General features: G+C 71.7%; 13 protein-coding genes and 2 pseudogenes. 6 read left to right on the top strand and 9 right to left on the bottom strand.

Features of this window, described 5'->3' with window-relative positions; translation table 11 throughout:
* Window positions 1-30 precede the first annotated feature (30 nt).
* Window positions 31-11,052, bottom strand: coding sequence for a hybrid non-ribosomal peptide synthetase/type I polyketide synthase (locus AMK26_RS20915; RefSeq protein WP_073756183.1), 11,022 nt, complete (start codon window positions 11,050-11,052; stop codon window positions 31-33).
* Window positions 11,012-12,244 carry an MFS transporter gene (locus tag AMK26_RS20910; RefSeq protein WP_443333179.1) on the bottom strand — a complete coding sequence of 411 codons (1,233 nt, stop codon included), beginning with the start codon at window positions 12,242-12,244 and terminating at the stop codon, window positions 11,012-11,014. Before AMK26_RS20910 ends, AMK26_RS20915 begins: the two co-directional genes overlap by 41 nt.
* Window positions 12,245-12,714: 470 nt before the next feature.
* Here AMK26_RS20910 and AMK26_RS20905 point away from each other — a divergent pair, with 470 nt between their 5' ends.
* Together AMK26_RS20905 and AMK26_RS20900 are read left to right on the top strand one after the other, a co-directional pair.
* Window positions 12,715-13,080, top strand: coding sequence for an MmcQ/YjbR family DNA-binding protein (locus AMK26_RS20905; protein ID WP_073756327.1), 366 nt, complete (start codon window positions 12,715-12,717; stop codon window positions 13,078-13,080).
* A 117-nt stretch (window positions 13,081-13,197) separates the two neighbouring features.
* Window positions 13,198-13,467, top strand: a complete 270-nt coding sequence (locus AMK26_RS20900; protein WP_073756326.1) for a hypothetical protein — start codon at window positions 13,198-13,200, stop codon at window positions 13,465-13,467.
* Window positions 13,468-13,702: 235 nt separating this feature from the next.
* Here AMK26_RS20900 and AMK26_RS20895 read toward each other — a convergent pair whose 3' ends face one another.
* The 3 genes from AMK26_RS20895 to AMK26_RS20885 all read right to left on the bottom strand — a co-directional run bounded on the left by AMK26_RS20895 (window position 13,703) and on the right by AMK26_RS20885 (window position 16,939).
* Window positions 13,703-14,950, bottom strand: coding sequence for an MFS transporter (locus AMK26_RS20895; protein ID WP_073756325.1), 1,248 nt, complete (start codon window positions 14,948-14,950; stop codon window positions 13,703-13,705).
* A 53-nt stretch (window positions 14,951-15,003) separates the two neighbouring features.
* Window positions 15,004-16,143 (bottom strand): PLP-dependent cysteine synthase family protein, encoded by a 1,140-nt coding sequence (locus AMK26_RS20890; protein WP_073756182.1) that lies wholly within the window; start codon window positions 16,141-16,143, stop codon window positions 15,004-15,006.
* Between the two features lie 379 nt (window positions 16,144-16,522).
* On the bottom strand, window positions 16,523-16,939 hold the full coding sequence (locus tag AMK26_RS20885; RefSeq protein WP_073756181.1) for a hypothetical protein: 417 nt from the start codon (window positions 16,937-16,939) through the stop codon (window positions 16,523-16,525).
* A gap of 190 nt (window positions 16,940-17,129) precedes the next feature.
* Here AMK26_RS20885 and AMK26_RS38395 point away from each other — a divergent pair.
* Window positions 17,130-17,291, top strand: a pseudogene (locus AMK26_RS38395) (Tn3 family transposase); the annotation flags it as partial.
* A 57-nt stretch (window positions 17,292-17,348) separates the two neighbouring features.
* Here the strand turns inward: AMK26_RS38395 and AMK26_RS20875 are convergent.
* The 3 genes from AMK26_RS20875 to AMK26_RS20865 all read right to left on the bottom strand — a co-directional run bounded on the left by AMK26_RS20875 (window position 17,349) and on the right by AMK26_RS20865 (window position 20,365).
* Entirely contained in the window at window positions 17,349-18,074 is a 726-nt protein-coding gene (locus tag AMK26_RS20875; protein ID WP_073756180.1) for a dienelactone hydrolase family protein, read from the bottom strand.
* Window positions 18,075-18,691: 617 nt separating this feature from the next.
* Window positions 18,692-19,474, bottom strand: a complete 783-nt coding sequence (locus AMK26_RS20870; protein WP_079277711.1) for a hypothetical protein — start codon at window positions 19,472-19,474, stop codon at window positions 18,692-18,694.
* Between the two features lie 486 nt (window positions 19,475-19,960).
* Window positions 19,961-20,365: an arsenate reductase ArsC gene (locus AMK26_RS20865; protein ID WP_073756179.1), complete on the bottom strand. Its 405-nt coding sequence runs from the start codon at window positions 20,363-20,365 to the stop codon at window positions 19,961-19,963.
* Between the two features lie 99 nt (window positions 20,366-20,464).
* On the opposite strand from AMK26_RS20865, the gene AMK26_RS20860 reads away from it, so the two are divergent.
* Together AMK26_RS20860 and arsB are read left to right on the top strand one after the other, a co-directional pair.
* On the top strand, window positions 20,465-20,773 hold the full coding sequence (locus tag AMK26_RS20860) for an ArsR/SmtB family transcription factor (protein WP_073756178.1): 309 nt from the start codon (window positions 20,465-20,467) through the stop codon (window positions 20,771-20,773).
* The gene (gene arsB, locus AMK26_RS20855; RefSeq protein ID WP_073756177.1) at window positions 20,770-21,858 is read left to right on the top strand and encodes an ACR3 family arsenite efflux transporter; all 1,089 of its coding nucleotides are present in this window, start codon (window positions 20,770-20,772) and stop codon (window positions 21,856-21,858) included. Before AMK26_RS20860 ends, arsB begins: the two co-directional genes overlap by 4 nt.
* A gap of 231 nt (window positions 21,859-22,089) precedes the next feature.
* On the opposite strand, the pseudogene pstS reads toward arsB, so the two are convergent.
* Window positions 22,090-23,208 (bottom strand): annotated as a pseudogene (gene pstS, locus AMK26_RS20850) (phosphate ABC transporter substrate-binding protein PstS).
* Window positions 23,209-23,468: 260 nt separating this feature from the next.
* Between pstS and AMK26_RS20845 the strand changes: the two are divergent.
* Complete coding sequence (locus tag AMK26_RS20845; RefSeq protein ID WP_073756176.1) at window positions 23,469-24,347, top strand: universal stress protein; 879 nt, start codon at window positions 23,469-23,471, stop codon at window positions 24,345-24,347.
* The last annotated feature ends 130 nt before the right edge of the window (window positions 24,348-24,477 follow it).

The following is a 24,477-nucleotide window of genomic DNA, read 5'->3' as shown; positions in this document are numbered from 1 at the left end:
CGGTTCAGGCCTGCCCCCGACGACGTGTCGTCACGGGCGGAGCAGGCTCCGCAGCGGACGCTCCGGGTCCTGCGCGGCTTCGTGCAGGAGCTCGGTGAAGGCCTTGCCCCATGCCTCGACGGTCGGATGGGTGAAGAGGTCCGTGGAGTACTCGAAGGTGACGGTGATGGTGTCCTGTCCGGGCACCAGGACGGCGTACAGCTCGTTGCGTGCCACCCCCGAGGTGGGCAGCGCCCGTACGGAGGCCGACACCGACCGCATGTCCAAGGTGGGCGGCGGTGTGGTGACCACGGTGAACAGTACGGTGGGGAACAGTGACTCCGCGGTCCCGGGCGAGACCAGCTCGACCACCTCGGTCAGCGGCAGCTCCTGGTGGTCGAGCACGGTGAAGAGTGTCGACCCGAGCCGCGTCACGAGGTCGGCGAAGGTCGCGGCCTCACCGAGCCGGGCCCGTAGCAGGACCGCGTCGCCCAGCAGTCCTACCACCTCCGACCGCTCACGCCGCGTGCGGTTCGCGCTGGAGGCGGCCAGCACCACGTCGGCGGGGCCGCCGCACAGTCCGCCCAGCCAGGTGGCGAACGCCGCGGCCAGCACGGTGTACGGCGTCGTGCCCAGGCGGGTGGCGGTGTCGGCGACCACCCGGGGGGTTGCTCCGTCGATGACCCAGGTGTGCAGGGCGCCCTGGCCGGACAGCTCCTCGGGTCGCGGCCGGTCGTACGGCAGTGCCGGACGCAGGGGTACGCCGTCGAGCTCGGCGCGCCAGAACCGCTCGAGCTTCGCCCTGCGTTCACCGCCCAGCTCGTGTTCCGCACGCGCGCAGTCGGTGAACTGCACGGCGGGCGGGGCCGGCGGGCTCGCGGAGCCGTGGCGCCGGGCGTTGTAGAGTTCCTGCAGTTCGCGCCAGATCACCCCCATGGACCAGCCGTCGCAGACGGCGTGGTGGAACACGGTCAGCAGGACCCAGCGGTCCGCTGCGAGCCGTGCCAGCCGGAAGCGGAACAGCGGCGCGCGGTCCATGGCCAGCGCGCGGGAGGCGTGGTCCAGGCACCACCGATCGACGGCCTCCGCGTCCTCGGCGTGCCCGGTGAGGACATCGACCGGCAGTTCCACGGGCACGTCGGCCAGTACCTCGACGAGATACCGCCCCTCGCGCCGTACGGCCCTGCTGCGCAGCGCGTGATGGCGCCCCACCAGGTCCTCCAGGGCGCCCGCCAGACTCCGGGGGTCGAGGTCGCCGCGCAGGTCGATGCGGTGCGCGACGTTGTAGACCCCGGCGTCGGCGCGTTCGTGGTGCCGGTGCCACAGCCTGCGAAGGGTGGACGTCATCGGCACGGTCTCCACCACCCGGGCGGCGGGCTCGGGATGTTCGCCGCGTCCGGCGATGCCCCGGATGGTGGGGTCGAGGAAGAACTCGGCCATGGACAGCTCGATGTCCAGCTGGTCCGCCATGCGGTTCAGCAGCCGTATCGCGCTCAGGGAGTGGCCGCCGAGTTCGAAGAAGGACCGGTTCACCGGCACCTGGGGCGCCCCCAGTTCGTCGCACCACAGCTCGTGCAGGGACTTCTCCAGCCGGGTGGCGGGCTGCGCGTCCGCGGTCCGGGACTCCTCGTCGAGGCCGGGAGTGAGCTCGGACTCGGGCCCGGTCCCCGGCTCGGGCAGCCGGTCCCGGTCCACTTTGCCCGAGGTGTTCAGCGGGAGCCGTTCCAGGCGTACCCAACGGCGCGGCACCAGGTGGTCGGGAAGTCGCGCGGCGAGCGCGGCACGCAGCTCGCGAAGGCCGCGAAGATCGCGAAGGTCGTCCGTGGGCGGGTCGGGAACCACGTAGGCGACGAGTTCCCTGTCTCCGTGCCGGTCGCGACGGGAGACGACCGCCGCGTCACGTACTCCCGGGAGGGCACTGAGCGCCGCATGGACCTCGGCGGGCTCGACCCGGTGGCCCCGGATCTTGACCTGGTCGTCCACACGGCCGCAGTACTGGAGCGAGCCGTCCGTACGCCAGCGCCCGAGGTCTCCGGTCCGGTACAGCAGGGAGTCCGCGTCGCCGAGGAACGCCCCGGCCGTCTCCGCGGGCCGCGCGTGGTAGCCGTACGCGACCGGCACACCGCCCACGTGGATCTCGCCGACCGCTCCCGGGGGCACGTGTCGTCCGGCGTCGTCCAGCAGCAGGATGCGGGCTCCCGGTATCGGCGTGCCGATCGGGGGGAGCTCCTCGCCGTCGGGGTCGACACGGTGCGAGGTGACGATGACGGAGGTCTCCGTGGGCCCGTACTGGTTGTACAGCGCGCACCCCGGGTGCGCGGCGAGGAAGCGGCGGAAGGCATCGGTCAGCCGCAGCGCCTCTCCGGCCGAGAACAGCTCGCGCAGGTCGGGCAGTCGGGGGCCGGTCTCGACCAGGTACCTCAAGGGGGTGCTGGGCATGAACATCCGCTGCACTCCATGGCGGCGCGCTGCTTCCGTGACGGCCGTCGGGTCGTGCCGGACCTCGTCGTCGATCAGGACGAGCGCCGCTCCGGAGCCCAGCGTGGTGAAGATCTCCTGCACGCTGACGTCGAAAGCGGGCGAGGTCCACTGCAGGGTGCGCAGCGGGGGGTGCCGGTCCATATGGGCGCGAACGAGGTTGACCGGCCCCCGGTGCGGCACGACGACGCCCTTGGGACGGCCGGTGGAGCCGGAGGTGTAGATGCAGTACGCGGGGTCCTCGGGCCCTGCCCCGTCGGCCGGGGGAGCTTCCGCGACGGTGGCGTCGACGTCGTCCACGAGCTGCAGGGGCAGCCCTGCCGCGAGCTGCGGATGCCGCGCGAGAGCGGCCTTCGAGGTCAGCAGCAGCACGGGCGCGCCGTCGTCGAGGAGCGCGGCGAGCCGCGGCGTGGGCGCGGAGGGGTCGAGGGGCAGATACGCGGCGCCGCTCTTGAGCACGCCCAGCAGGGCGGTGATCAGCTCCGGGCCGCGCGGCAGCAGCAGTGCCACTCGCTCACCGCGCGCGGCGCCCCGCTCCCGCAGCCGCCGGGCGAGCGCGTTCGCGCGCACATCCAGCTCCCGGTACGCCACGCTCTCCCCGTCGCCGACAAGGGCAACGGCGTCCGGCGTACGCCGCGCCTGCTGCTCGAACAGCCCGTGCAGGGTGTCCGCGACGGCGGGTGACGGCTCGTCCAGGCGCCCCAGCCCGGCCAGGGCCGCCCGGTCGGGGTCGGTCACGGCGGTCAGTTCGCGCAGCGGCGCGCCGGGGGCGTCGAGCGCGCGGTGCAGCACCTGCTCCATGTAGTGGACGAAGCGGCGTACGAATGGCTCGTCGAAGAGGGCCGTGTCGTACTCGACCATGCATCGCACTCCGTCGCGGTGGTGCGTCAGGTAGATGCTGAGGTCGAAGGGGGCGCGTGCGCTCGGCACGTCGAGCAGCGTGGCCGTCAGCCGGGGCGGGTCGAACGTCACCTCGCTCTCGTTCTCGTACTCGACCATCACCTGGAAGAGCGGGTTCCGCCCCGGGTCCCGACGCGGGTTGAGCGCCCCGACCAGCTCGTCGAAGGGGACGTCACGGTGTTCGTACGCCGCTGTGCTGCCGGCCCGCATCCGGTGCAGCAGCGTCGGGAAGTCCGGGTCGCCCGTGAGGTCCAGGCGCAGCGGCACGGTGTCGAGGAACAGGCCGATGTGGTGTTCGGCGCCGGTGGGCCGGGCGGCGACCGCGGTGCCGACGACCACGTCGTGCTGTCCGCTGAACCGGCTGAGCACCGCTGCGACGGCGCTGGTCAGCGCCATGAAGGGAGTGGCCCGGTGGGTAGCGGCGAACGCTTTCACCCTGCGTACGAGTTCGGCGTCGAGTTCGTGTGTGAGGGCGGCTCCCGTTCCGGATCTGACCGCCGGGCGGGGCCGGTCGGTGGGCAGGGAGAGGTCCGGGGCCCCGGCGAGCGTACGCCGCCAGAAGTCGAGGGACCCGGCGGGGTCCGGCATACGGGTGGGAAGCACCTCGGGCTCGGCGGCCAGGGGCGGCAACGCGGGGTCGCCGTCCGGGAAGGAGCGGTAGAAGGCCGCGAGGTCGCGGACCAGCACCGCCGTGGAGGAGGAGTCGAAGACGATGTGGTGGGCCAGCAGGAACAGCAGGTGCCGCTCCTCCGACAGGCGCAGCAGCCGGGCCGTGACCAGCGGACCGTCGCGGAGGTCGAGGTTCCGGTTCCCCTCCGTCTCAAGGGCGGCGCGCAGCGCTTCTTCCTCCGTGGCCCCGGTGTGGTCGTCGACCGGGCACTCGATCCGTATCCGGTCGAGCGTCTGCCGGTAGGGGGTCCCGTCGGTGTCGCGGAACACGGTGCGCAGCGCCGGATGCCGGTCGGCGGCCCGCTGCAGTGCCCAGCGCAGCGCCGGAACGTCCAGCGGGCCGTCCAGGCGGATCGCCTTGGGCTCGTGGTACATGGCGGTCCCCGGATGAAGCTGCTCCAGGAACCAGATGCGGCGCTGCGCGGGCGACAACGGCAACCGCCTCGGTACGAGCGTCGGCTGTTCCGGTGGTGCTGTGGAGTGCTCCGGCGCCGTGGGGGACGGCTCCGGTGCTGTGGACCGGTTCCGTGCCGCGGACTGCTCCGGTGCTCCTGACGGGTCCATGCGGCGGAGCCGGTCGAGGACCGGGAGCCCGGCGAGAACCTGCTCCATCGGTACGCCGAAGTCCACGAAGCAGGCGATCTCGTTCGCTCCGGCGTCCACCAGTCGGCGCACCGTCTCGGCCGCCGTGTGCTCGTCGCCGATCAGGGCGCGGGAGGCGCAGTAACGCTCGTAAGCGCGTCCGAGCAGGAACTCCACGTCCTCCTCGGGCGTGTTGTCGAGGTCGGCTTCGAAACCGAGGCTGTTGGTGACCTGGTCGAAGAGGGACAGCGAGGAACGCAGGTACGACACGAAGGGCCGGTACGCCTCGGCCCGGGCGCGCTCCGCGTCCTCACCGAGGTACGTGTGCACCAGCACCACCACCCGGCCCGCGGCGGGGTCCAGTCCGTGCTCGGCGCGGGTGCGCCGGTACAGTGCGATGTTCTCCGCCAGTTGCTCGACGGTTTGCGTCATCAGGTTGGTGACCACCCCCAGGCCCTCGGCGGCGGCCCGGCGGTAACTGTCCGGGTTGCCGACCACGGCCACGTACAGGGGGAGTTGCCGCTGCACCGGGCGTGGGTGCAGCCGTATCTCCACGGGCTCACCGTCGCCCGCGGTCGCCGTCAAAGGCCGGCCCGACCACAGCTGCCGCACGGTCGCCAGCTGCTCGTACATCACCTCGCGGTGCCGGCCGAAGTGCTGCGGGGCGAGCGCGAAGTCGGTGGCGTGCCAGCCGCTGGCGACGCACAGGCCTGCCCGGCCCCCGGAGATGTTGTCGACGACCGACCATTCCTCGGCGACCCGGACCGGGTTGTGCAGTGGCAGGACGACGGAGCCCGCGTGGAGCCGGATGCGGCTGGTACTGGCCGCGAGCGCGGCGGCGAGCACCGAGGGGTTGGGGAAGAGCGCCCCGAAGGAGTTGAAGTGGCGTTCCGGGAGCCACAGGGCGTGGAAGCCGTGCTGGTCCGCGAACTTCGCGGCCTCCATGATCAGCGCGTACTTGTCGCGGTCGGTGTCCTCGGGGTAGTCGCCGAAGAAATACAGGCTGAAGTCACACCGAGTGGCGCACTCCGGCTCCGGCACCGGCTCCGGCTCCGGCTCCGGCACGAACGGTGGCCGCGTCGCCTCCGGCGTACGGGCCGGTGTGGGGGCCGGGGCCGGGGTCGGCGTGGGCACGGGGAGCAGCGCCGGGGCGGTCGCGGACGACGCGAGCACGTCGAGTTGGCGGGAGATCACACCGGTCACCTGGTCGATGAGACGCTCCGCCAGTTTCAGCTGCTGACCGAACACCTCGTGGAGCCCCGGGGACGCTTCGGGTACGGGTGCCGGTGCTGCCGGTACCGGTGTTGCGGATGCGGGTGTTGCGGATGCGGGTGTTGCGGGTCCGGGTGCGGGTGCTGCCGGTGCCGGTGCTGCCGGTGCCGGGCGCGGCCGCTGCTGGTCCCCTCGCAGCTGCGCCAGGCGTTCGGCCAGCCGGCGTGGGGTGTCGGCGGACGAGAACAGCTCCCGGACGGGGACGCGTACGCCGTACTGCTGCTCCAGATCCGCCGTCAGTCCCATCAGGGACAGCGAGTCCGCACCCAGCTCGAAGAAAGAGCTGTCCGGCGCGACGTCCGCCGCCTCGCTGCCGAGCTTGTGCGCCGTCAGCTGCCGCACGTCGGCGAGCAGTTCCTCCGGTGCGACGGACAGCTCCTCCGGGGCGGCCGCCCCGCGCGCGGGACGCTCCGGGGCGTGCGCCGGCGCCGCGCCCCGGTACGCCACCCGGCGCCGCCGCAGCGGATGCCCCGGCAGTGGCACCCTGCCCCCGCCGCCGTTGACCGCCCGCCATTCCAGCTCGGCCCCCCTGCGGTACAGCGAGCCCAGCGCCGTCAGGAGCCCACCCACCTGGTCCACTGCGCTGCCGCCTGTACCCTGGGCGCTCAGCCAGCGGCTCCCCGGTACGCAATGCCGGCCGATGCCCGTGAGGGTGTGTCCGGCGCCGATCTCCAGGAAGTCCTCGCACCCCTCCCCCGCCGCGGTGAGCATGGCCAGGTCGAAGCGGACCGGCTGCCGCGCCTGGCGGCAGAGGTGGTCGGCGTCGAGCGTCCAGCCCGCCGGGCGGAGCCGGCCGTCGGCCGCGGTGACCAGGGGTGTGTGCAGCGGGCCGTACGTCACCCGCTCGGCGTGGGAGCGGAAGTCGCGCAGCGCCGGTTCGACCGAGGCCGAGTGGAACGCCCTGTCGACGGACAACGCCCGCCACCGCAGGCCTTCCTGGTCGAGCAGGCGCACCGCCTCCTCGAGGGCCTGCGGCGTACCGGAGATCACCTGGGCGCGCGGGCCGTTGACCGCGGCCAGTTCGGCGCCGGCGGCCTGCGCGACGCGCAGCGCGTGAGCCTGGTCGGCGACGACCGCGAGCATCCCGCCCGGCGGGCATGCGCTGTGCATCAGCCGGCCGCGCCACGCCGTGAGCCGCAACCCGTCGTCGAGTGCGAAGGCGCCGCCCGCGTACAGGGCCGCGTACTCGCCCACGCTGTGGCCGAGCAGCAGCGCGGGGCGGACGCCCGTGGCGCGCCACACCTCGACGAGCGCCGACTGGTGGGCGAACAGGGCGGCCTGGGCCGTCTCGGTCGGCCAGACGTCGTCCTCGGCACCGGACTCGTCCAGCAGGAGGGGGAGCAGAGTGCCGCCGAACTCGTCGGCGTAGATCTCCTCGCACCGGTCGAGTGTCCGGCGGGCCGCCGGATAGGCGGCGTAGATGCCGCTCGCCATGCCCCGGCGCGCGCTTCCCTGTCCGGAGAAGGCGAAGGCGAGCGGGCCGAGGCCGAGGTCGAGGTCCGGTGTCTGCTGCTGCCCGTTCAGCGCGTCGGCGAGTTCCCCGGCCGTCCGGCCGACGGCCGTGGTGCGTGCCGCGCGGTGCGGTCTGCCGAGTGCCATGGTGGCCGCCACGTCCGCGGCCGCTGGTTCCGGTTGCTGCCGCAGCCGGTCGCGGAGCCTGTCGGTGAGTTCACCCAGGGCCTGGGAGTCGCGGGCCGACACCGGCACCAGGACGGGAAGCCCGGTCGCGGCCGCCGGGATCGCGGCCGGTACGGGGGCCTCCTCCAGCACCACGTGGGCGTTGGTGCCGCCGACGCCGAGCGCGCTGACTCCCGCCCGGCGCGGCACACCGTCCTGAGCCGGCCACGGCCGCAGCTCGGTACCCAGCACCAACGGGCCGCCGTCGAGGCGGAGTTCCGGGTTCGGACGGGTCAGGTGCAGCGTCGGGACCAGCGTGCGGTTCCGCAGCATGAGGACCGTCTTGATCAGGCCGGCCATTCCGGCGCAGCTGTCGAGGTGTCCGATGTTCGGCTTCACCGATCCCACCGTGCAGAACGCCGTGCGCCGCGTGCCCTCCCCGAGAGCCCTGCCGAGCGCCTCCAGTTCCACCGGATCGCCGAGTCGGGTGCCCGTCCCGTGCGCCTCCACGTAGGTGATCGTGTCCGGGGGGACGTCCGCCCTGCGGAGCGCCTGGCGTACGACCTCGACCTGGCCCGCGACACCCGGCGCGCTGAATCCGACCTTGCCCGCGCCGTCGTTGTTGACCGCGGAGCCCAGGATCACCGCGTGCACGGTGTCGCCGTCGGCCAGGGCGCGGTCGAGCCTCTTGAGCAGGACGACGGCGACACCGTTGCCGCCCACGGTGCCGTCGGCCTCCGCGTCGAAGGCCCGGCAGCGTCCGGTGGGCGACAGGATGGAACCGGTGTGGCTGCGGTAGCCGCTCTCCTGGGGGAGGTGCACGGCCGCGGCTCCCGCCAGCGCCAGGTCCGCATCGCCGCTCAGCAGCGCCTGGACGGCGAGGTGTACGGCGACCAGCGAGGTGGAGCAGGCCGTCTGGACGCCGATGGCGGGGCCGGTGAGCCCGAGCCGGTAGGCGACTCGGGAGGCGAGGAAGTCCGGCTGCTGTCCGACCGTGGCCTGCATTCCGGTGGCCGGGTCGGTGTCGTCGCCCGGCGCGCCGGTCGCAGGCCGGTGCTGATGGTCGTAGAGGTTCATGCCCGCACCTGCGAACACGCCCACTCTTGTACCCGGTTCGGTCGCCCCGTAGCCGCCCTGCTCGAGCGCCTCGTGGCAGCACTCCAGGAACAGCCGGTGTGCGGGATGCGTGAGCTGGACCTCCTTGGGGCTCATGGTGAAGAAGTCCGCATCGAACGCGTCGACATCGTCGAGAACGCCGGCGACAGGCACCAGGTCGGGGGCGCGCCGCTGCCGCGGAGACAGGCCCGCTGCCGCGAGCTGTGTCTCGTCGAAGACGCGGATGCTGTCCACGCCGTCACGCAGGTTGGCCCAGAAACGGTCCGCCGAGTCCGCTCCCGGGAAGCGCAGCGACAGTCCGACGACCGCGATGCGCTGGTCGGCGGTGCCGGCGGGGGCGACGGGGGCGACGGGGGCGACGGGGGCGACGGTACCTGCCGGGGCGGTGCCTGCCGGGGCGGTGCCCGCCTGGTCCGTGCGCGCCTGGTCCGTGCGCGCCTGGTCCGTGTCGGTGTCCCCCGGTTCGGCCTTCTCCCGGGGCGCGGCAGCCAGATGCGCGGCGAGCGCGGCGGCCGTGGGGTGTTCGAAGAACGCCGTCTGCGCGACCGCCCTGGCAAGCCGCTGCTCCAGGCGGGACCGGAGGCGTATGAGGAGCAGGGAGGTCAGGCCGAGTTCGTAGAACGGCATGTGCGCGTCCACCGGGCGCCCCAGGACGGCGGCGATCTCCTCCTGGACCACCCGTGCCGTCTCGGCACTGCCCACATCGTCGCCGGGGGCCGGGACGGTCCGGAAACGTCCGCCGATCAGACGGTCGCGCAGCTCGGCGCGGCGCACCTTCCCGGCGGGGGTCCTCGGAAACTCGCCGCGCGGGACGGGAAGGACATGGGCAGCGGTGAGGCGCAGCCGCGCGAACAGCGCTTCCTTCACCTCCCGTGCGATACGTACGTCCTCGTCGGCGCCGTGGCTCACGAAGAACACCGCCAGCTCTTCCGTGCCGCTGTCCGCGTGGGGGATGCCGCAGGCCGCCACCTCCCCCTGCCGTACGCCGGCGACGGCGGTGACGGTTTCCTCCACCTCGTGGCAGTAGACGTTGTGCCCGTTGAGGATGATCATGTCCTTGCGCCGGCCGGTGATCACGACCTGCCCGCCGTCGAGGAAGGCCAGGTCGCCGGTGTCCAGCCACTCCCGTCCGGCGGGGAAGGCCGCGGCGTCCGCCTCCGGGTTGTTGACGTAGCCGGGGGTGAGACGGGCCGGCGCGTGCACCTGGAGCCGGCCGACCCGGCCCGGGGACGCGGGCTCGCCACGGTCGTCCACGACACGCAGGGTGACTCCGTGCGCGGGCGAGCCGGCCGCGACGAAGGTGACACAGTCGTCCTCCGCTGTCCGCTCGTCGGCCCGGACCAGGTCGCCGCCCAGGCTGTTCTTGAGCAGGCGGTGTACGGTGCCGGGCCGGTCGAGCCGCCCGAAGGTGACGGCGGTGACCGTCTCCGCCATCCCCCACGCCGGCACGATGTGCCGGTCCCGGATCCCGGACGCGGCGGTGGCGTCGAGGAAGCGTCGCAGCACCGGCAGCACGATCTGTTCGCCCCCGCACAACAGCGACTTGAGGCCACTGAGGTCGCGGCGGCTCTCGGGACGCTCGGCGAGCGCGTCCGCGACGAGTCCGTAGGCGAATGTCGGCGCCCAGCTGTGCTGCGCCCCGTGCTGCTCCAGGAGGTCCAGCCAGCGCAGTGGCTCGGCCAGGACCATGTCGGTGGGTGCGTGGACGTTGGTGCAGCCGACGAAGACCGCGAGCATGTGGTACAGCAGGAACGCGCCGCTGTGATCGACCGGAAGCCAGTTCACCGTGGTGTCGTCCGGGCGTACGTCCAGCATCCGCCTGGTGCTCGCGGCGAACGCCGCCAGACCGGCGTGGGTGAGCTGCGCGGCCTTCGGGACGCCGGTGCTGCCGGAGGACAGCATCAGCAACGCGACGTCGGACCCGGCCGGTTCGATGTCGTCGGCGTACGCGGGTGACGCACCCATGCAGTCCTGCGCGACCGCCACCCGCAGCACGGGGGCGGCGTGCGCCAGGTCCTCCGCTCCGGCCGCGTCACTGAGCACCAGCGGCCGGTCCAGTAGCGCACAGGCGTGCAGCAGGCGTTCGAGCGCCGGGGACCCCGGCGTGGCCGGCTCCGCGATGGCCACCGGCCGGGCGCCGCCGAGCACACAGGCCCAGAAGGCGGGGAAGAACTCCGCCAGCGGCAGCCCGCACAGCACCACCGCGTCACCGGCGCGCAGCCCGTGCTCCCGCAGCCCGGTGAGCATCCGGGAGGCCTGGGAGAGCAGTTCGCGATAGGTCCGGGTGGTCGTGGCACCGTCCGGAGCGACGGTGACGACGGCCGCGCCGGTGGTCGACTCCGCGGCTCGCCGCAGCGCCTCCACCGCGTTTCGCGGGTCACCTTCGGTGTAGTCCGGCTCAGGCCCCCGGCAGAGAGCCTGCCCCCGTACGCGTTCCATGCGTGTCCCCTTCTTCTCCACTCGTGGACGACAGCCGGGCCCTACCGGGACGACCGGCGGCGAACAGCAGCAGAACCAGCGCCCCGCACACCGCCGCACCGTGGAAGGCGGCGACGACCATCAGGGCCGGCAGCAGGTCGAGAGCCACCGCGGTGAGCACCGCGCCCAGCGCGAATCCGGCTGTCTCCGCCGTGGCGGACAGCCCGAACAGCCGGCTGCGCTGCCGGTCGGGGGCCGCCTGCAGGCGTGAGGTGTACACGATTTCGGTCCAGCCGTCCGCGAACCCCGCCGACGCGGCGGCCAGCATCAATGCCGGCGCGGCCGGCCCCGTGAACGCCGCGACGAACGAGAGCGACATCGCGATCGTACCCACGGCGAAAGCCCGCTCGCCCCACGCCGAACCGCGCTTTCTCCGCTTGAGCACCAGGTGGGCGGTGATGGTGCCCACGGCCCACGCGGCCCAGAACCTGGTCATGAAGAGTGCCGGATCAAAGGGAGCAGTGGAGTGCGCGACCACGGGCAGAGCGACGTTGTGGGACGAGGAGGCCAAGGCATCGAGGCCTCTGAGCAGGATCATGGCCAGCAAGAGGGCAGGGACACCGGCCATCCCTTGCCATGGGCGGGCGCCGGGGGCCGTTTGCGGCTGGGTCGTCACGCCCTCCTCGTCGTGCTCGCCGTCCGTACGCGGCCGCAGCACCAGCAGAGCGACTGCCGACACCAGGAAACTCGCGGCATTGACGGCGAACGCGGTGGCGAAGCCACCGAATCCGATGACCGGCGCCGCCGAGGCGAAGCCCAGCACCGTGGCCATCGACCGCGCCGTGACCAGCAGCCCGTTCGCCCGGGCGCGGCACTCCTGACCCACCATCACGGGAACCGCACTGCGCAGCGCGACGGTGAAGAACGTGTTCCCCGCGCCCAGGACGACGACCGCACAGCCGAGCAGCCACATCGGCATGCGGGACGTGCACAGCGCCAGCACGCCCATGGCGACGGCCTGGGCCACATCGGTGCGGATCATCACCAGCCGGCGGGAGGTCCTGGCCAACAACGCCGCGGCGGCGAGCCCTGCCAGGAAACCGGAGAACAGGCGTAAGGCCAATAACATGCCAACGCCGAAAGCGGTGCCGGTGACCTCGTAGGAGAACAGGCTCAGGGCGATGAGGTTGAGGTAGTTCCCGTAGCCGGACACCGCGTAGGCACAGACGAGGGCACGGAACCGCCGGTCCACACCCGCCACTACGCCCCCCTGACGCATGCGAAATCGATCATCAGTTCCTAGCCGATGACCATACCAAGCGCCCTGGGGCTTGTCCGGCGGATCATGCCGCCGACGGGCTGCTGACACATCGGCTCACGCGGGAGGGGCCGCCGTGGACGCGGGACCGCGAAGCGGACTTCGAGACGGTCTCGGTGCCCCAACGCTATGGCGACCAGCTTCGCGACCTGCTGCGTTCTGAGGTGCTCGGGGCCAGGGCCTCGGAGCGAACGGCCGTAGGTGCCGCGGACGCACGGTGGCCGGTCGTCCAGCTCGGTGGCGCCATGCGCGCGCCCCGCTGTCGACCGGGCGCACCAGGCATCCCGGCCGTGTTTTGCGCGTGCGACGGGATGCCCCGAACACGTGGGGGCAGGGTGTCAGTGCCGCTGGCTACCGTGGTGACCATGATCGATGCCGATGACGTTCGCCGTATCGCCCTGTCCTTTCCCGAGACGGTGGAGAAGGAGGCATGGAGTATCCCGACCTTCCGCGTGGCCGGGAAGATGTACGTCACGATCCCCGACGACCAGACATCGTTCGCCGTACGCTGCCCGAAACACGAGCGCTCGGAACTGATCGCCGCCGAGCCGGAGAAGTTCTGGGTACCGCCGCACGAGGCGGCTTCGGCATGGGTACGGGTGCGGTTGGCCGCGCTGGAGGACGTGGACGAACTACGCGACATCCTCGTCGACTCCTGGAGACAAGCGGCACCGGATCGGCTCACCGAGCAGCACCCCTGCCTGCGGCCGGGGGCGGCGACGAGCGAGTGACGTCGCCCTCGGACCGCTGGAGCAATGCGGCTGATCCGCCGGACGGACCCGCGGGCTGACGTATGCCGACCAGGGCTGCCGGTCCCGTTGTCAGTGGCGGATGTGAAGCTGATCGGTATGGACGACAGGATCCTCCGGCGTCGCGTCTATGGCGCCGACCACGACGACCCCGACCCCGGACCACGCCCCGGCCGGGTCTACGGCGAACTGGTGGGCGGGCCTCTCGACGGGCTGCTCCTCGACATCACCGGCTGGAGCGTGCCCGAGCTCGCCGAAGAAGCCCGGCTGCCCACGGAGATAGGGCGGTACGGCGCCGGTGGGCGTACCCATTACCGGCGCCGTACGACCGATCCCCGCCACTGGGACTGGGCCGGCGACAGCCCGTGAGCGGGCGGGTGCCGAGGTCGCGCGGGAGGCTTCGGTGAGCCGGACATCGCCGACCCGGTCCGCCCACTTTCGCGGATGGCGCTCGGTCCGGACGGATCCACGTCTCGGGCGAATGCGGGTCCGGTCCGGGGCAGGAGGAGCTCGAAGGCGTCGGCGCAGTGGTACCGCCGGGCCCCAGAGGCACGCCGGGGCGATCGGGTCGGTCCCCGGGAGCGGGGCGGGAGTTCCCGTCGGTTCAGGCTGTGGCACGTTCCGACGCAGGGTCCTGGTCGGCCTCGGCAATCGGCGCCGGCGGGGCGAGTCGGCCCGTGCGGTCGAGGCCGTACAGCGCGGCGGCACAGGCGAGCCCCAGGAGGGCGAGAGCGGTCCAGGGCAGTGCGGACAGGCCGGCCGCGCGGGCGGCGTCGAGAGCGGCGCCGGTCAGCAGGTTGCCGAGGGTGATGCCGATGCCGCAGATGGTGTTGTAGAGGCCGTAGTGCGTGGCGACGAGGCGGTCTCCGGAGAGACGGACAATGGTGTCCATCTCGAACGGGTAGGCGATCATCGTGCCAAGGGCCAGGAGCACGGCCGACAGCGCGGGCGGCACGGCGGCGAGGAGCCACAGCCCGGCCCCGCCGTCGGGTACGGGCATGGCCGCAGCGGACAGGAGGGGCACGAAGGCCACCCCCATCACCAGCAGGCCCCAGGTGATCGCACGGCCCGGGGCCATGCGGGCCTTGCACCAGGCGGTCACCCTGGTCTGGCCGAAGATGGTGCTCAGACCGGACACGGCGAACAGCACCGCCACCGCCGCCGTGGCGAAGTCACCCTCGCCGCCGAGGCGTCGTACCTCCAGCGGCAGCGCGAGGTAGACCTGGAACGACATCACGTACGAGCCGGTCATGGCGAGCGAGAACAGCAGGAAGGGCCGGTTGGCCAGGACGCTCCGCCACTGCGACAGGACACTTCCCTGCCGTCCCCCGCCCCGGCGCGCGGGGAGCGCCCGGATCTGCACGACGCTCAGCACCGCGAATATCCCCGCGGCGGTCAGGCATGTGACGCGGAAGCCGACGCCGGTCAGCACCATGCCGACCAGTGGGCCGAGGAGGATTCCGGCCTGGTAGAAGACGTTGAAGAGGGCGAAGGCCTCCACCCGGCGCTCCCCCGCGTCAGCGGCGAGGTAGGCGCGGCTCGCCGGGTTGAACAGGGCTCCGGCCAGGCCCGTCGCGGCCGAGGCGGCGATCAGCGCGGGCACGGAGTCGACAAGTCCGAGGGTCGCGAAGCCCACGGTGCGCAACACCAGCCCGGCGATGATCATCGGCTTGTAGCCGAGCCGGTCGGCGAGTGTACCGCCGACCAGGAACATGCCCTGCTGGCTGAAGTTGCGTACTCCGAGGATCAGTCCGACCAGCCATCCGGCGAGGCCGAGCGGACCGGCGAGGTGCGTGGCGAGGTACGGCATCAGCATGTAGAAGCCGAGGTTGATGGTGAACTGATTGACCATCAGCAGCTGGACGCCGCGCTCGTAGCCGCGGAGTTGTGCGAGGGTGCGCTGCTTCACCGGTCGTCCTCCCGGGCGTCCTCCCGGGCGTCCTCCCGTGCGTCCTCCCGTGCGTTCCGGGTGAGGGTGAGCGGGTCGACCACCCGCTCGCACCGGGACCAGCGGGTGACTTCCTTCTCGTCCAGGCGGCCGATCACCTCCGGTTCGGACGCGGGCGGGCGGTCGAGCAGGCCGTGGGCGGCGCAGTAGTCGTCGTCGTACACCGTGCCGAGATAGCGTTGTGGCCCGTCGGGGAAGATCGCCGCGATCCGCGTGTCCTCGGGCAGCGTACGGGCGAGCCAGCCGGCGACCAGAGCGACCGCGCCGACGCTCCATCCGCCGGTGGCGTAGTGCGAGGCGGCGAGCCGACGGCAGGCCCACACCGCTTCGGCGGGGGCCACCCAGTGGACTTCGGAGAAGCTGTCGTAGGCGACGTTACGGGGGTAGATGCTGGACCCGAGTCCGCGCATCAGCCGCGGCCGGGCGGGCTGGCCGAAGATGGTGGAGCCGACGGTGTCCACGCCCACGAGGGTCAGGCCGGGGTAGAGCTGCTTCAGGACGCGGGACACACCGGCCGAGTGCCCGCCGGTGCCGACGCTGCACACCAGCACGTCGATGTGGCCGAGTTCGGTGGCGAGTTCCAGGGCGAGCGGGGTGTACGCGGTGGTGTTGTCGGGGTTGTTGTACTGGTCCGGGCACCATGAGCCGGGGTGTTGCCGCATCAGCTGGGTGACGCGGTCCCGGCGGGCCTGCTGCCAGCCGCCGGTGGGGTGCGGTTCGGAGACGGTGTTGACCTGGGCGCCGTACGCGGTGAGCAGCCGGGTCATCGACGTCTCCAGGCCCGGGTCGGTGACCAGGGTGACCGGGTGGCCGTACACCATGCCGGCCAGGGCCAGGCCGAGGCCGAGAGTGCCGCTGGTGGACTCGACGATCCGGGCCCCGGGCGCCAGATCGCCACGTGCGCGGGCGCGTTCGACCATGTACAGGCCGGGGCGGTCCTTGATGCCGCCGGGGTTGAAGCCCTCCAGCTTCGCCCAGAAGCCGCGCCCTTCCGGGGCGAAGGGCTCGCCGACGTACAGGACCGGGGTGTTGCCGACGAGGACGGACAGAGCGGTGTGGCCGGGCTTCGTGTGGGAGGTGGTGTTCGCAGAGTGCATCTGATTCGCTCTCGTGGTGGGTGAATGGCGCGTTCGTGTGCTGATCTCTCGCGCGCCGCCCGTGGGCGGCAGCCGCCGCGTACCGCGGTTCTACGGGCTCGGCCTACGTCCGTGGAGGAGCAGGTCGAGCAGCCGGTACAGCGCAGGCGAGCGGGAGCACCGTTGCTCCGCGGGCGGCCGTCGTGCGCCGCAGGGCGTGGCACAACGGCGGGCGGGGCGGGCAGTGTCAGGCAACGCCGCGGGAAGGGCGGCCGCCGAGGCGCGTGGATGCGCGCTCGGGCAGGCTGGCGCGGCGACGGCCGGTCGCATCGCGCCCACAGCCGCTGGGGCTGTCTTGGAGTCGTGAGGGCGTCGACGGCCGGCGAGGCGTCGCCGGATCCTAGATCTGCAGAACTGTGGCTCTCATCGACCTGCTCGGCAGGTGCTTGGCCGACGCCACGTCACCGTAGGAGACGAGAGCGGTGCGCGGCGCTGCGGGAGCACCCGCGCCCGAGACGGCACAGGCACCCGGCGCGTCCAGGGCAGGTGTCTGCTGGGGCTGTCCGGGCACGCACTCCTGGGCCGCATGGGACGGGCCGTGATCGCCCTGGTGGTGATCGGCCGGTGGTTCCTCGTCCGTGTGGTCATGAAGGGACGCCGCTGCAGTCACGGTCGCCGTCAGGTCGAGGTGGGCGGCGGTGCCTTCGGCGCTCGCGCCGTGCGCGTAGACGAAGGCGAACAGCGTGAGCGCCACCCACAGCATGCGCGCCGAAGAGCGGGCGCGCGGCATGCGGGAGGACGACCGGGCCGTGACCATGCCGTGATCCTAACGGCTCGTCCGGTCGGTCCCGCCGCCGGGCGCCAACATGGCGTGAATGTCTCACTGTCCCACAGGCGGCGGTCGCGAGGCCCCTGGTCGACCCGGTCGCCGTGGCACACGTCCCGGGCCGGCTTGTGGCGGGACTCCTGCACGGTGAGCTGCCGGTTCATCTGCCGCCGGTAGGTGTCTGCGGACCACGAAGTACATCGACGCCGCCGTCGCCCAGCTGCACGCCGAAGGCCACGAGATCCGAGACGAGGACATCGCCCGCCTGTCGCCGCCCAAGCACCGCAACCTGAACCTGCTCGGCCGCTACAGCTTCACCGCCTCCACCCCGGCCGCCGGCGCCCAGAACTGGACGCAGACGACGACGGCGGGCAGGAGTGAGTATCACGAGCCGATCGAATCAATCCGTGACGGGCAGGCACTCGGCGAGCAGGGCGACGATGTCACGCCAGGCTCGCTGTGCGTGCCGTGGGTGGTAGCCGACGCCGGGAGGCACGGTGTGGTCGACCGGTGGGTGGTGGAAGGCGTGAAGGGCTCCTCCGTAGACCACGAGGCGCCAGTCGACGCCCGCGGCCTGCATCTCCGCGGCGAACGCCTCCCGTTGCGCGGGCGGCATGATCGGGTCTTCCGACCCGACCCCGGCCCATACCGGGCAGCGAATGCGTGCCGCCTCGCCCGGTCGGCCCGTGGTCAGTGCGTTGACTGTCCCAATCGCGCGCAGGTCGACGCCATCGCGACCGAGTTCCAGTGCGACTGCGCCCCCGGTGCCGTAGCCGACGGCGGCGATCCGGTCGGGGTCGACCCGTGATTCGGCACGCAGCACGCCGAGCGCGGCGTGACCGATTCCTCGCATGCGGTCGGGATCGGCGAGCAGCGGCATGCAACGGGCCAGCATTTCCTCCGGGTCTTCCAAATAGCGTCCGCCGTGGAGGTCGAAGGCCAGCGCCACGTACCCCAGCTCGGCCAGAGCCTCGGCCCGCCGGCGCTCGACATCGCTGAGCCCCATCCCCTCGGGTCCGATCAGGACTGCGGGTCGGCGCCCGGCACCGGCCGGGAGCGCGAGGTATCCGATCATCATCAGGTTGTCGGCCGGGTATTCGACCGTACGGGTTGTGACCGTCGTCATGCGACTGGACGGTAATGACCGCTGCGCCCGCTCGGGGTGGTGTTCACCGATGGCAGACAGCAGTCTGTCCTGGCTACATCACCCGGACACGTCGGCCTCCTGTCGTCGAACGATCGAATGACGACAGATTCCAGGGGCCTGACGGCGACTCGGATCCAATGAGATCCGATGACGGCTGACGACAGGGTCGGATGACACCGAAGGTCCGATGCGTCGGCAGAAGCGGGGGGAGAGCGTGGCCGATCTCGTCCACAAGCGAGTGTCGACCGACCAGCAGTCGACCGCCCGGCAGGATCTCGTCCTCGCCGAGGCCGAGACGGCGCGGGCCAGTGCTACACCCTGCGCGTCAGCGCCGTCCCCGTCGTGCACCGCCGGTCCTCGCCCACTACCAGCCGCTCGACGGCGGCCACGGCGTCCCGGCAGTCCCAGCTCAGCGCAAGGCCTGCCGTGAGTACGAGAACCGGGTCAGCGGCCTCCGCCCTGACCATGAGCGTTCTCAGCGCCAACCGCTGTACCGATGTCCGGAGTGAGTGTCCTGCGCCAGGAATTCACCGGAACGTCCCGTGGCACCAACTGTTCCGATGTCCGGGACCGTACCGGCGACAGCTCGGTCCTGCCTACGGCGAAGTTGTCGTGCGACGCAAGCGGTGATGCGTTACGACGGCCGTGCACACCACGATGGGCACGGAGACGGCGGGCACGCTCCACCACGGGATGCCGATCCACACCGCCGACAGGCCCACCGCGAAACAGACCGCGACGATGGTGATGAGCAGCCGCCGGCCGTACGGTTTCCAGGCAAAGGGCTCATGATCACGTGGCCGGACCAGGCGTACCGCGCCGAATACGAAGAGTTGCGCCGCGACGAGAGCGGCGATCATGCCGACAGCGGCGTTCATCTGGACCTCGTCACGGGGCGCCTCGGAGGTGTTCTGCGATACGCCGTCCTGGCGGAGCACCACGATGTCACGCCGCCAGATGGTGGCCGTGACCTGGTCGCCGGACTTGAGCCGCTCCAGGAGTGGCCCCGGGTCGCCGAAGGACACCGTTCCCCGCCAGGAGTCCCGGTCCGTCAGGGTCGCCTCGTAGGAGGAGGCCTTCCCGCCGGTCTTGTTCACCGTCTTCTCCACGGTGAGGCTCCAGGTGCTCAGGCAGTCCGTCTGCTCCTTCTCGGTAGCTCGGGCGGAGCACGGCTCGGCCGCCCGGTAGTCCTGGTAGCGGCTCTGATCGGAGGGCAGCCACCAGCTGAACACCGCGTAGGAGGCTGCCGCCGATGTCAGGGACAGCAGGATCAGCAGCACACCCATGAACCGCGCTCGGCCCAGCGACCGCCGTCCGGCACCGTTCCCGTCCGGCACCTCGCGCGTGTTGCGTGCCGTCACCCATGCATGTGCTGTCATCGCCCACCTCCTGCGCCCCATCATTCATCGGCCCAAAAGCGGCATACAACGAGGTCGGACGGCAGCGGACGAGAGGCGCCGGCTGCCGTATCCCGGCAAATCCAGCCGCAATGAGGCGCAGTCGAAGGGCGGTACACGGGCTCTGCGGGCTTACCAGTCCCGAGACCGGAGGGCGTTGCGAGCGGCCCCGCACCGGCGGCAGGCCTCGGCGAGGACGCGGCAGCGTTCGCGCATGCCGGCGTGGCGCTCGCACTCCTCGGCGCCCGCCGTGCGGGCCGTCGCGCACGCGGTGAGCTCGCCGGGGGATGTTGGCGGCGTATCCGGTGTGGCGGGACGGGGCGGCGGCGGTGGCGTCGCAGATGTCCGCGCAGTCGGCGTCGATGCGGACGCACTTCGTGAGTTCGACAGCCGCAGGCCGCCGGGGCCTCGGCGTCGCCGAGACGGGTAACACACGACTGACCGGCACAAACGACGAGGCCACGCGTCCTACCGCGGGGCGATCTCCGCGATCAGGCCCTCGACGAGCTTCTTGATCTCGTCGCGGATGGGGCGTACGGCCTCCACACCCTGGCCCGCCGGGTCCTCCAGCTCCCAGTCCAGGTACCGCTTGCCGGGGAAGATCGGGCACGTGTCGCCGCAGCCCATGGTGATGCAGACGTCCGACGCCTTGACCGCGTCCACGGTGAGGATCTTCGGGGTCTCGGCGGACATGTCGATGCCGACCTCCCGCATCGCCTCGACCGCCGCCGGGTTCACCTGGTCGGCCGGTGCGGAGCCCGCCGAACGGACCTCGACGCGGTCCCCGGCCAGGTGGGTCAGCCACGCGGCGGCCATCTGCGAGCGGCCGGCGTTGTGGACGCAGACGAACAGGACGGAGGGCTTCTGGGACATCAGAGGTCTCTCTTGTCTCACGACGAAACAGGCGCATCAGGATTCACTGACGTCAGCACCTGATGGTGTCATCCACCAGTGATGTGACAGTATCAGCCCATGATGACGTCAGTCGACACTGAACTGATCCGAGTCCTGGCCGACCCACTCAGGCTCCGGATCGTCACCCTGCTCGCCCGCGAGACGCTCTGCACCACCCACCTGGTGGAGGAGACCGGCGCCCGCCAGACGAACCTCTCCAACCACCTGAAGGTGCTGCGTGAGGCCGGGGTGGTGGAGACCGAGCCATGCGGCCGCTTCACGTACTACAAGCTGCGGCCCGACGTCATCGCCCAGCTCGCCGGCCAGTTCGCCGAACTGGCCGCCACCGCTCGTACCGCCGCCGACAACAAGAGGGCCTGCCCGTGACCCGCACCGAAGCACCCGCGACCGTCGAGGAATCGTCGGTCGTCGCGAAGCTTTCGACGCTCGACCGCTTCCTCGCCGTATGGATCCTGCTCGCCATGGCCCTCGGGCTCGGCCTCGGACGGCTGGTCCCCGGCCTGAACGACGCGCTGGCGAAGGTCGAGATCGGCGGCATCTCCCTGCCGATCGCCGTCGGCCTGCTGATCATGATGTACCCGGTCCTGGCGAAGGTCCGGTACGACAAGCTCGACGCCGTTACCGGCGACCGCAAGCTCATGGTCTCGTCGCTCGTCGTCAACTGGGTCCTGGGCCCGGCCCTGATGTTCGCGCTCGCCTGGATCTTCCTGCCCGACCTGCCCGAGTACCGTACCGGCCTGATCATCGTCGGGCTCGCCCGCTGCATCGCCATGGTCATCATCTGGAACGACCTGGCCTGCGGCGACCGCGAGGCGGCGGCCGTGCTGGTGGCGCTCAACAGCGTGTTCCAGGTCCTGGCCTTCGGCGTGCTCGGCTGGTTCTACCTCGATCTGCTGCCCGGCTGGCTCGGTCTCGGCGACGGAGAATCCCTCGACATCTCCATGTGGAAGATCGCACTCAACGTGGTCATCTTCCTGGGCGTGCCCCTGCTCGCCGGCTTCCTCACACGCCGGATCGGCGAGAAGAAGCTCGGCCGCGAGTCCTATGAGGGCGGCTTCCTGCCGAAGATCGGCCCGTGGGCCCTCTACGGCCTGCTCTTCACGATCGTGATCCTCTTCGCCCTCCAGGGGAGGACGATCACCTCCCAGCCGCTCGACGTGGCGCGGATCGCGATCCCGCTGCTGGCGTACTTCGCGGTGATGTGGTTCGGCACCTTCCTGCTCGGCAAGGTCATCGGTCTGACCTACGACCGTACGGCGACGCTGGCCTTCACCGCCGCCGGCAACAACTTCGAGCTGGCCATCGCCGTCGCCATCGCCACCTTCGGCGTGACGTCCGGCCAGGCCCTGTCCGGCGTCGTCGGCCCGCTGATCGAGGTACCGGTGCTGGTGGCGCTCGTGTACGTCTCGCTCGCCTGGCGCAGGAGGTTCACGGTCCCGGCAGCACGGTGACGCCGCCCACCGAGGCGGTGGCGCCGGCCCCGGCCCGTCGGGGCCGGGGCCGCCGAGACGGAGCCCGCCGGCGCTGGGCTCCGCACGGTCCCACTCCGCGGGGCGCTCAGGCCGGCGCCCCGTGAGCCGCCCTGCCCGCGTCCCAGGGGCCCGGTCCCGCGCGTCCCGGGGGCGCGTCCCGGGGCCCGGGCCCCCGCGGCCTGGGTTCCGGGTCAGGCGTCGCGGCCCGGCTCAGGACAGGCGGCTGACGACCTGCCGTACCCGCGCGGCGACCTCGTCGGGCAGTGGGGCGTAGTGGATACGGGAGAGGTCCTTCTGCCCCTCCTCACTCGCGGTGTACGTCAGGAAGGACTTCAGGGCGGGCAGGACCTCGGCCTGGTTTCCGCTGTCGCACACGATCTCGTAGGTGATGAGGACGATCGGGTACGCCCCGCTCGCCCTGGTCCTGTAGTCGAACGTCAGCGTCATGTCATGGCCGGTGCCGTCCACGTGCGCCGTCGCGATACCGGCGGAGGCCGTCTCGGCGGAGACGGCGACAGGTTCCGGCGCGCCCGTGTCGAGGCTGACGGTGGGGATCCCTTTCGCCTTGGCGAACGACAGCTCGAAGTAGCCGATCGCGCCGTCCAGGCCCTGCACCTGGGCTGCCACCCCACTGGAGCCCGCGGCGGACTGACCGCCCCCGGCCTGCTAGGCCTTGGCCTCCGGGTACGGCCACTCCTCGGGTGCTGCTCCGGCGAGGTAGGCGTTCAGGTTCTGCGTCGTACCCGATTCGTCGGAACGGTGCACCGCGCTGATGGCGGTGGCGGGGAGCTTGGTGCCGGGGTTGAGACGCTGGATCTCGGGCGCGTTCCACACGGTGATCTCCGAGTCGAAGATCTTCGCGAGGGTGGGGGCGTCGAGGACGAGTTCCCGTACGCCGGAGACGTTGTAGCCGATGGCGATGGGCCCGCCGACCATGGGCAGGTCTATGGCTCTGCCTCCCCGGCAAACATCACGCGAACGTTCGATCTCCTCGGCCTTCAGCGGACTGTCCGTTCCGCCTATCACCGTCGCCCCGCGCATGAACTGGGCAACGCCCCCGCCGGATCCGATGGGCACATAACGGATCTCGACCCCTGGGCACGCCTCTTGGTACGCACGCATCCAGTGCTTCATCGCGTTCTGCTGCGCGGAGGAACCGGAGGCCGCCAACTGGCCCCGCTCGGCGCACACGATGCTGCTCGTACGCGTGGGGGACACGGCATCGCCGCTGACGGCCGCGGTGCCGCATGCCGAGAGGAGCAGGGCGCCTCCCGCCACTGCCACGCTCGTTCCCACCGGACGTCCGCGATGTGCCCGTCGACGCTGCACCTGTCGTTCCTTTCCTCGGGCGAGGACATAGATGCTTGCCTATATGGGCGCGCTCATGGTGACGCGCCGACGAACATTCGCGGTCACTTACGCGATCGGCGGGACGCGCCCAAGTCACCTCTCGGGCCGCCGCCTTGGCCGGGGCCGGCACCTCGCCCAGGCCCTGGGGGCTGCGCCGCAGGCATGAACGCGTCCGGTCCGGGTACCCGGCCACCGCCATATGTGCGGGATCCCATGTGAGCGACCCGGCGGGAGCAGCCATGAGCAACGCCGTACCGACGCAGCGCAGCACCATCATCGTCGGCGTCGACCAAGCCGTCGGCCAGGACTACCTGGTGCGATTCGCGGCGCGCGAGGCCGCCCTTCGACGAAGCCCCCTGCACGTGGCCCATGTGATCCAGCCGCCCCTGGACGAGGGGCAGGGGGACTCCGCCGCGAAGGCGGGGTCGGACCTCGTGCGGCGGTACGAGGATCTCGTACGCTCCGACTTTCCCCAGGTCACCGTCGCGGGGGAGCTTCCGTTCGGGCATGCGGCGTCCGCCCTGATCGAACGCTCCCGGGACGCCGGGCTGATCGTGATCGGTCATCGCGGCAGCGGTGGCTTCCCACGGCTGCCTCTGGGATCGGTCAGCTGGCAGGTCGCCACACACGCCGAATGCCCCGTGATCGTGGTCCGCCCGGGAGTGACCGGGGAGTCGCGGGACAATCGCGTCGTGGTCGGCGTGGACACGGATGACGCGTCCCTGGACGCGCTGGACCTCGCATATGCGGAAGCGGAGCTGCGCGGCGCTCGCCTGGAGCTGGTCCATGGCGCCTTCCACCCGGGCATGCTCCCCACCGGCCCGGTCGGTATGGTGCCGCCGGATTTCAAGGTCATGGAGCAAGGGGCCAGGGAATTCCTGGAGAGGGAGATCAGCCGGCGGCAGGGCCCGTACCCGGCGGTGCGGGCCGGCCTGCGCATCGAGCACACCCGTGCCGCGACACTCCTCGCCGAGGCCTCGCGCAGTGCCTCCCTGCTGGTAGTGGGCTCGCGCGGCAGGACCGGGTTGCGCCGGCTGCTCCTGGGGTCGGTGAGCGCGGAGGTCCTGCACACTGCCGAGTGCCCGGTCGCGGTGGTCCCGGCTCCGGAGCATGACTGACTGGGCGGTTCGCCCCGCGCGCCCCGCACGCCCTGCACGCCCCGCGTCGGCCTGACGGGATCCGGCCTGACTCCGCGTCAGGCCCGTCCGCCGGGACGGGGGCCGACGACCCACCATACCGATCCGCCCC

Source organism: Streptomyces sp. CB03234 (assembly GCF_001905885.1).
Lineage (GTDB): Bacteria > Actinomycetota > Actinomycetes > Streptomycetales > Streptomycetaceae > Streptomyces.
This window is presented reverse-complemented; position numbering and strand designations above follow the sequence as displayed.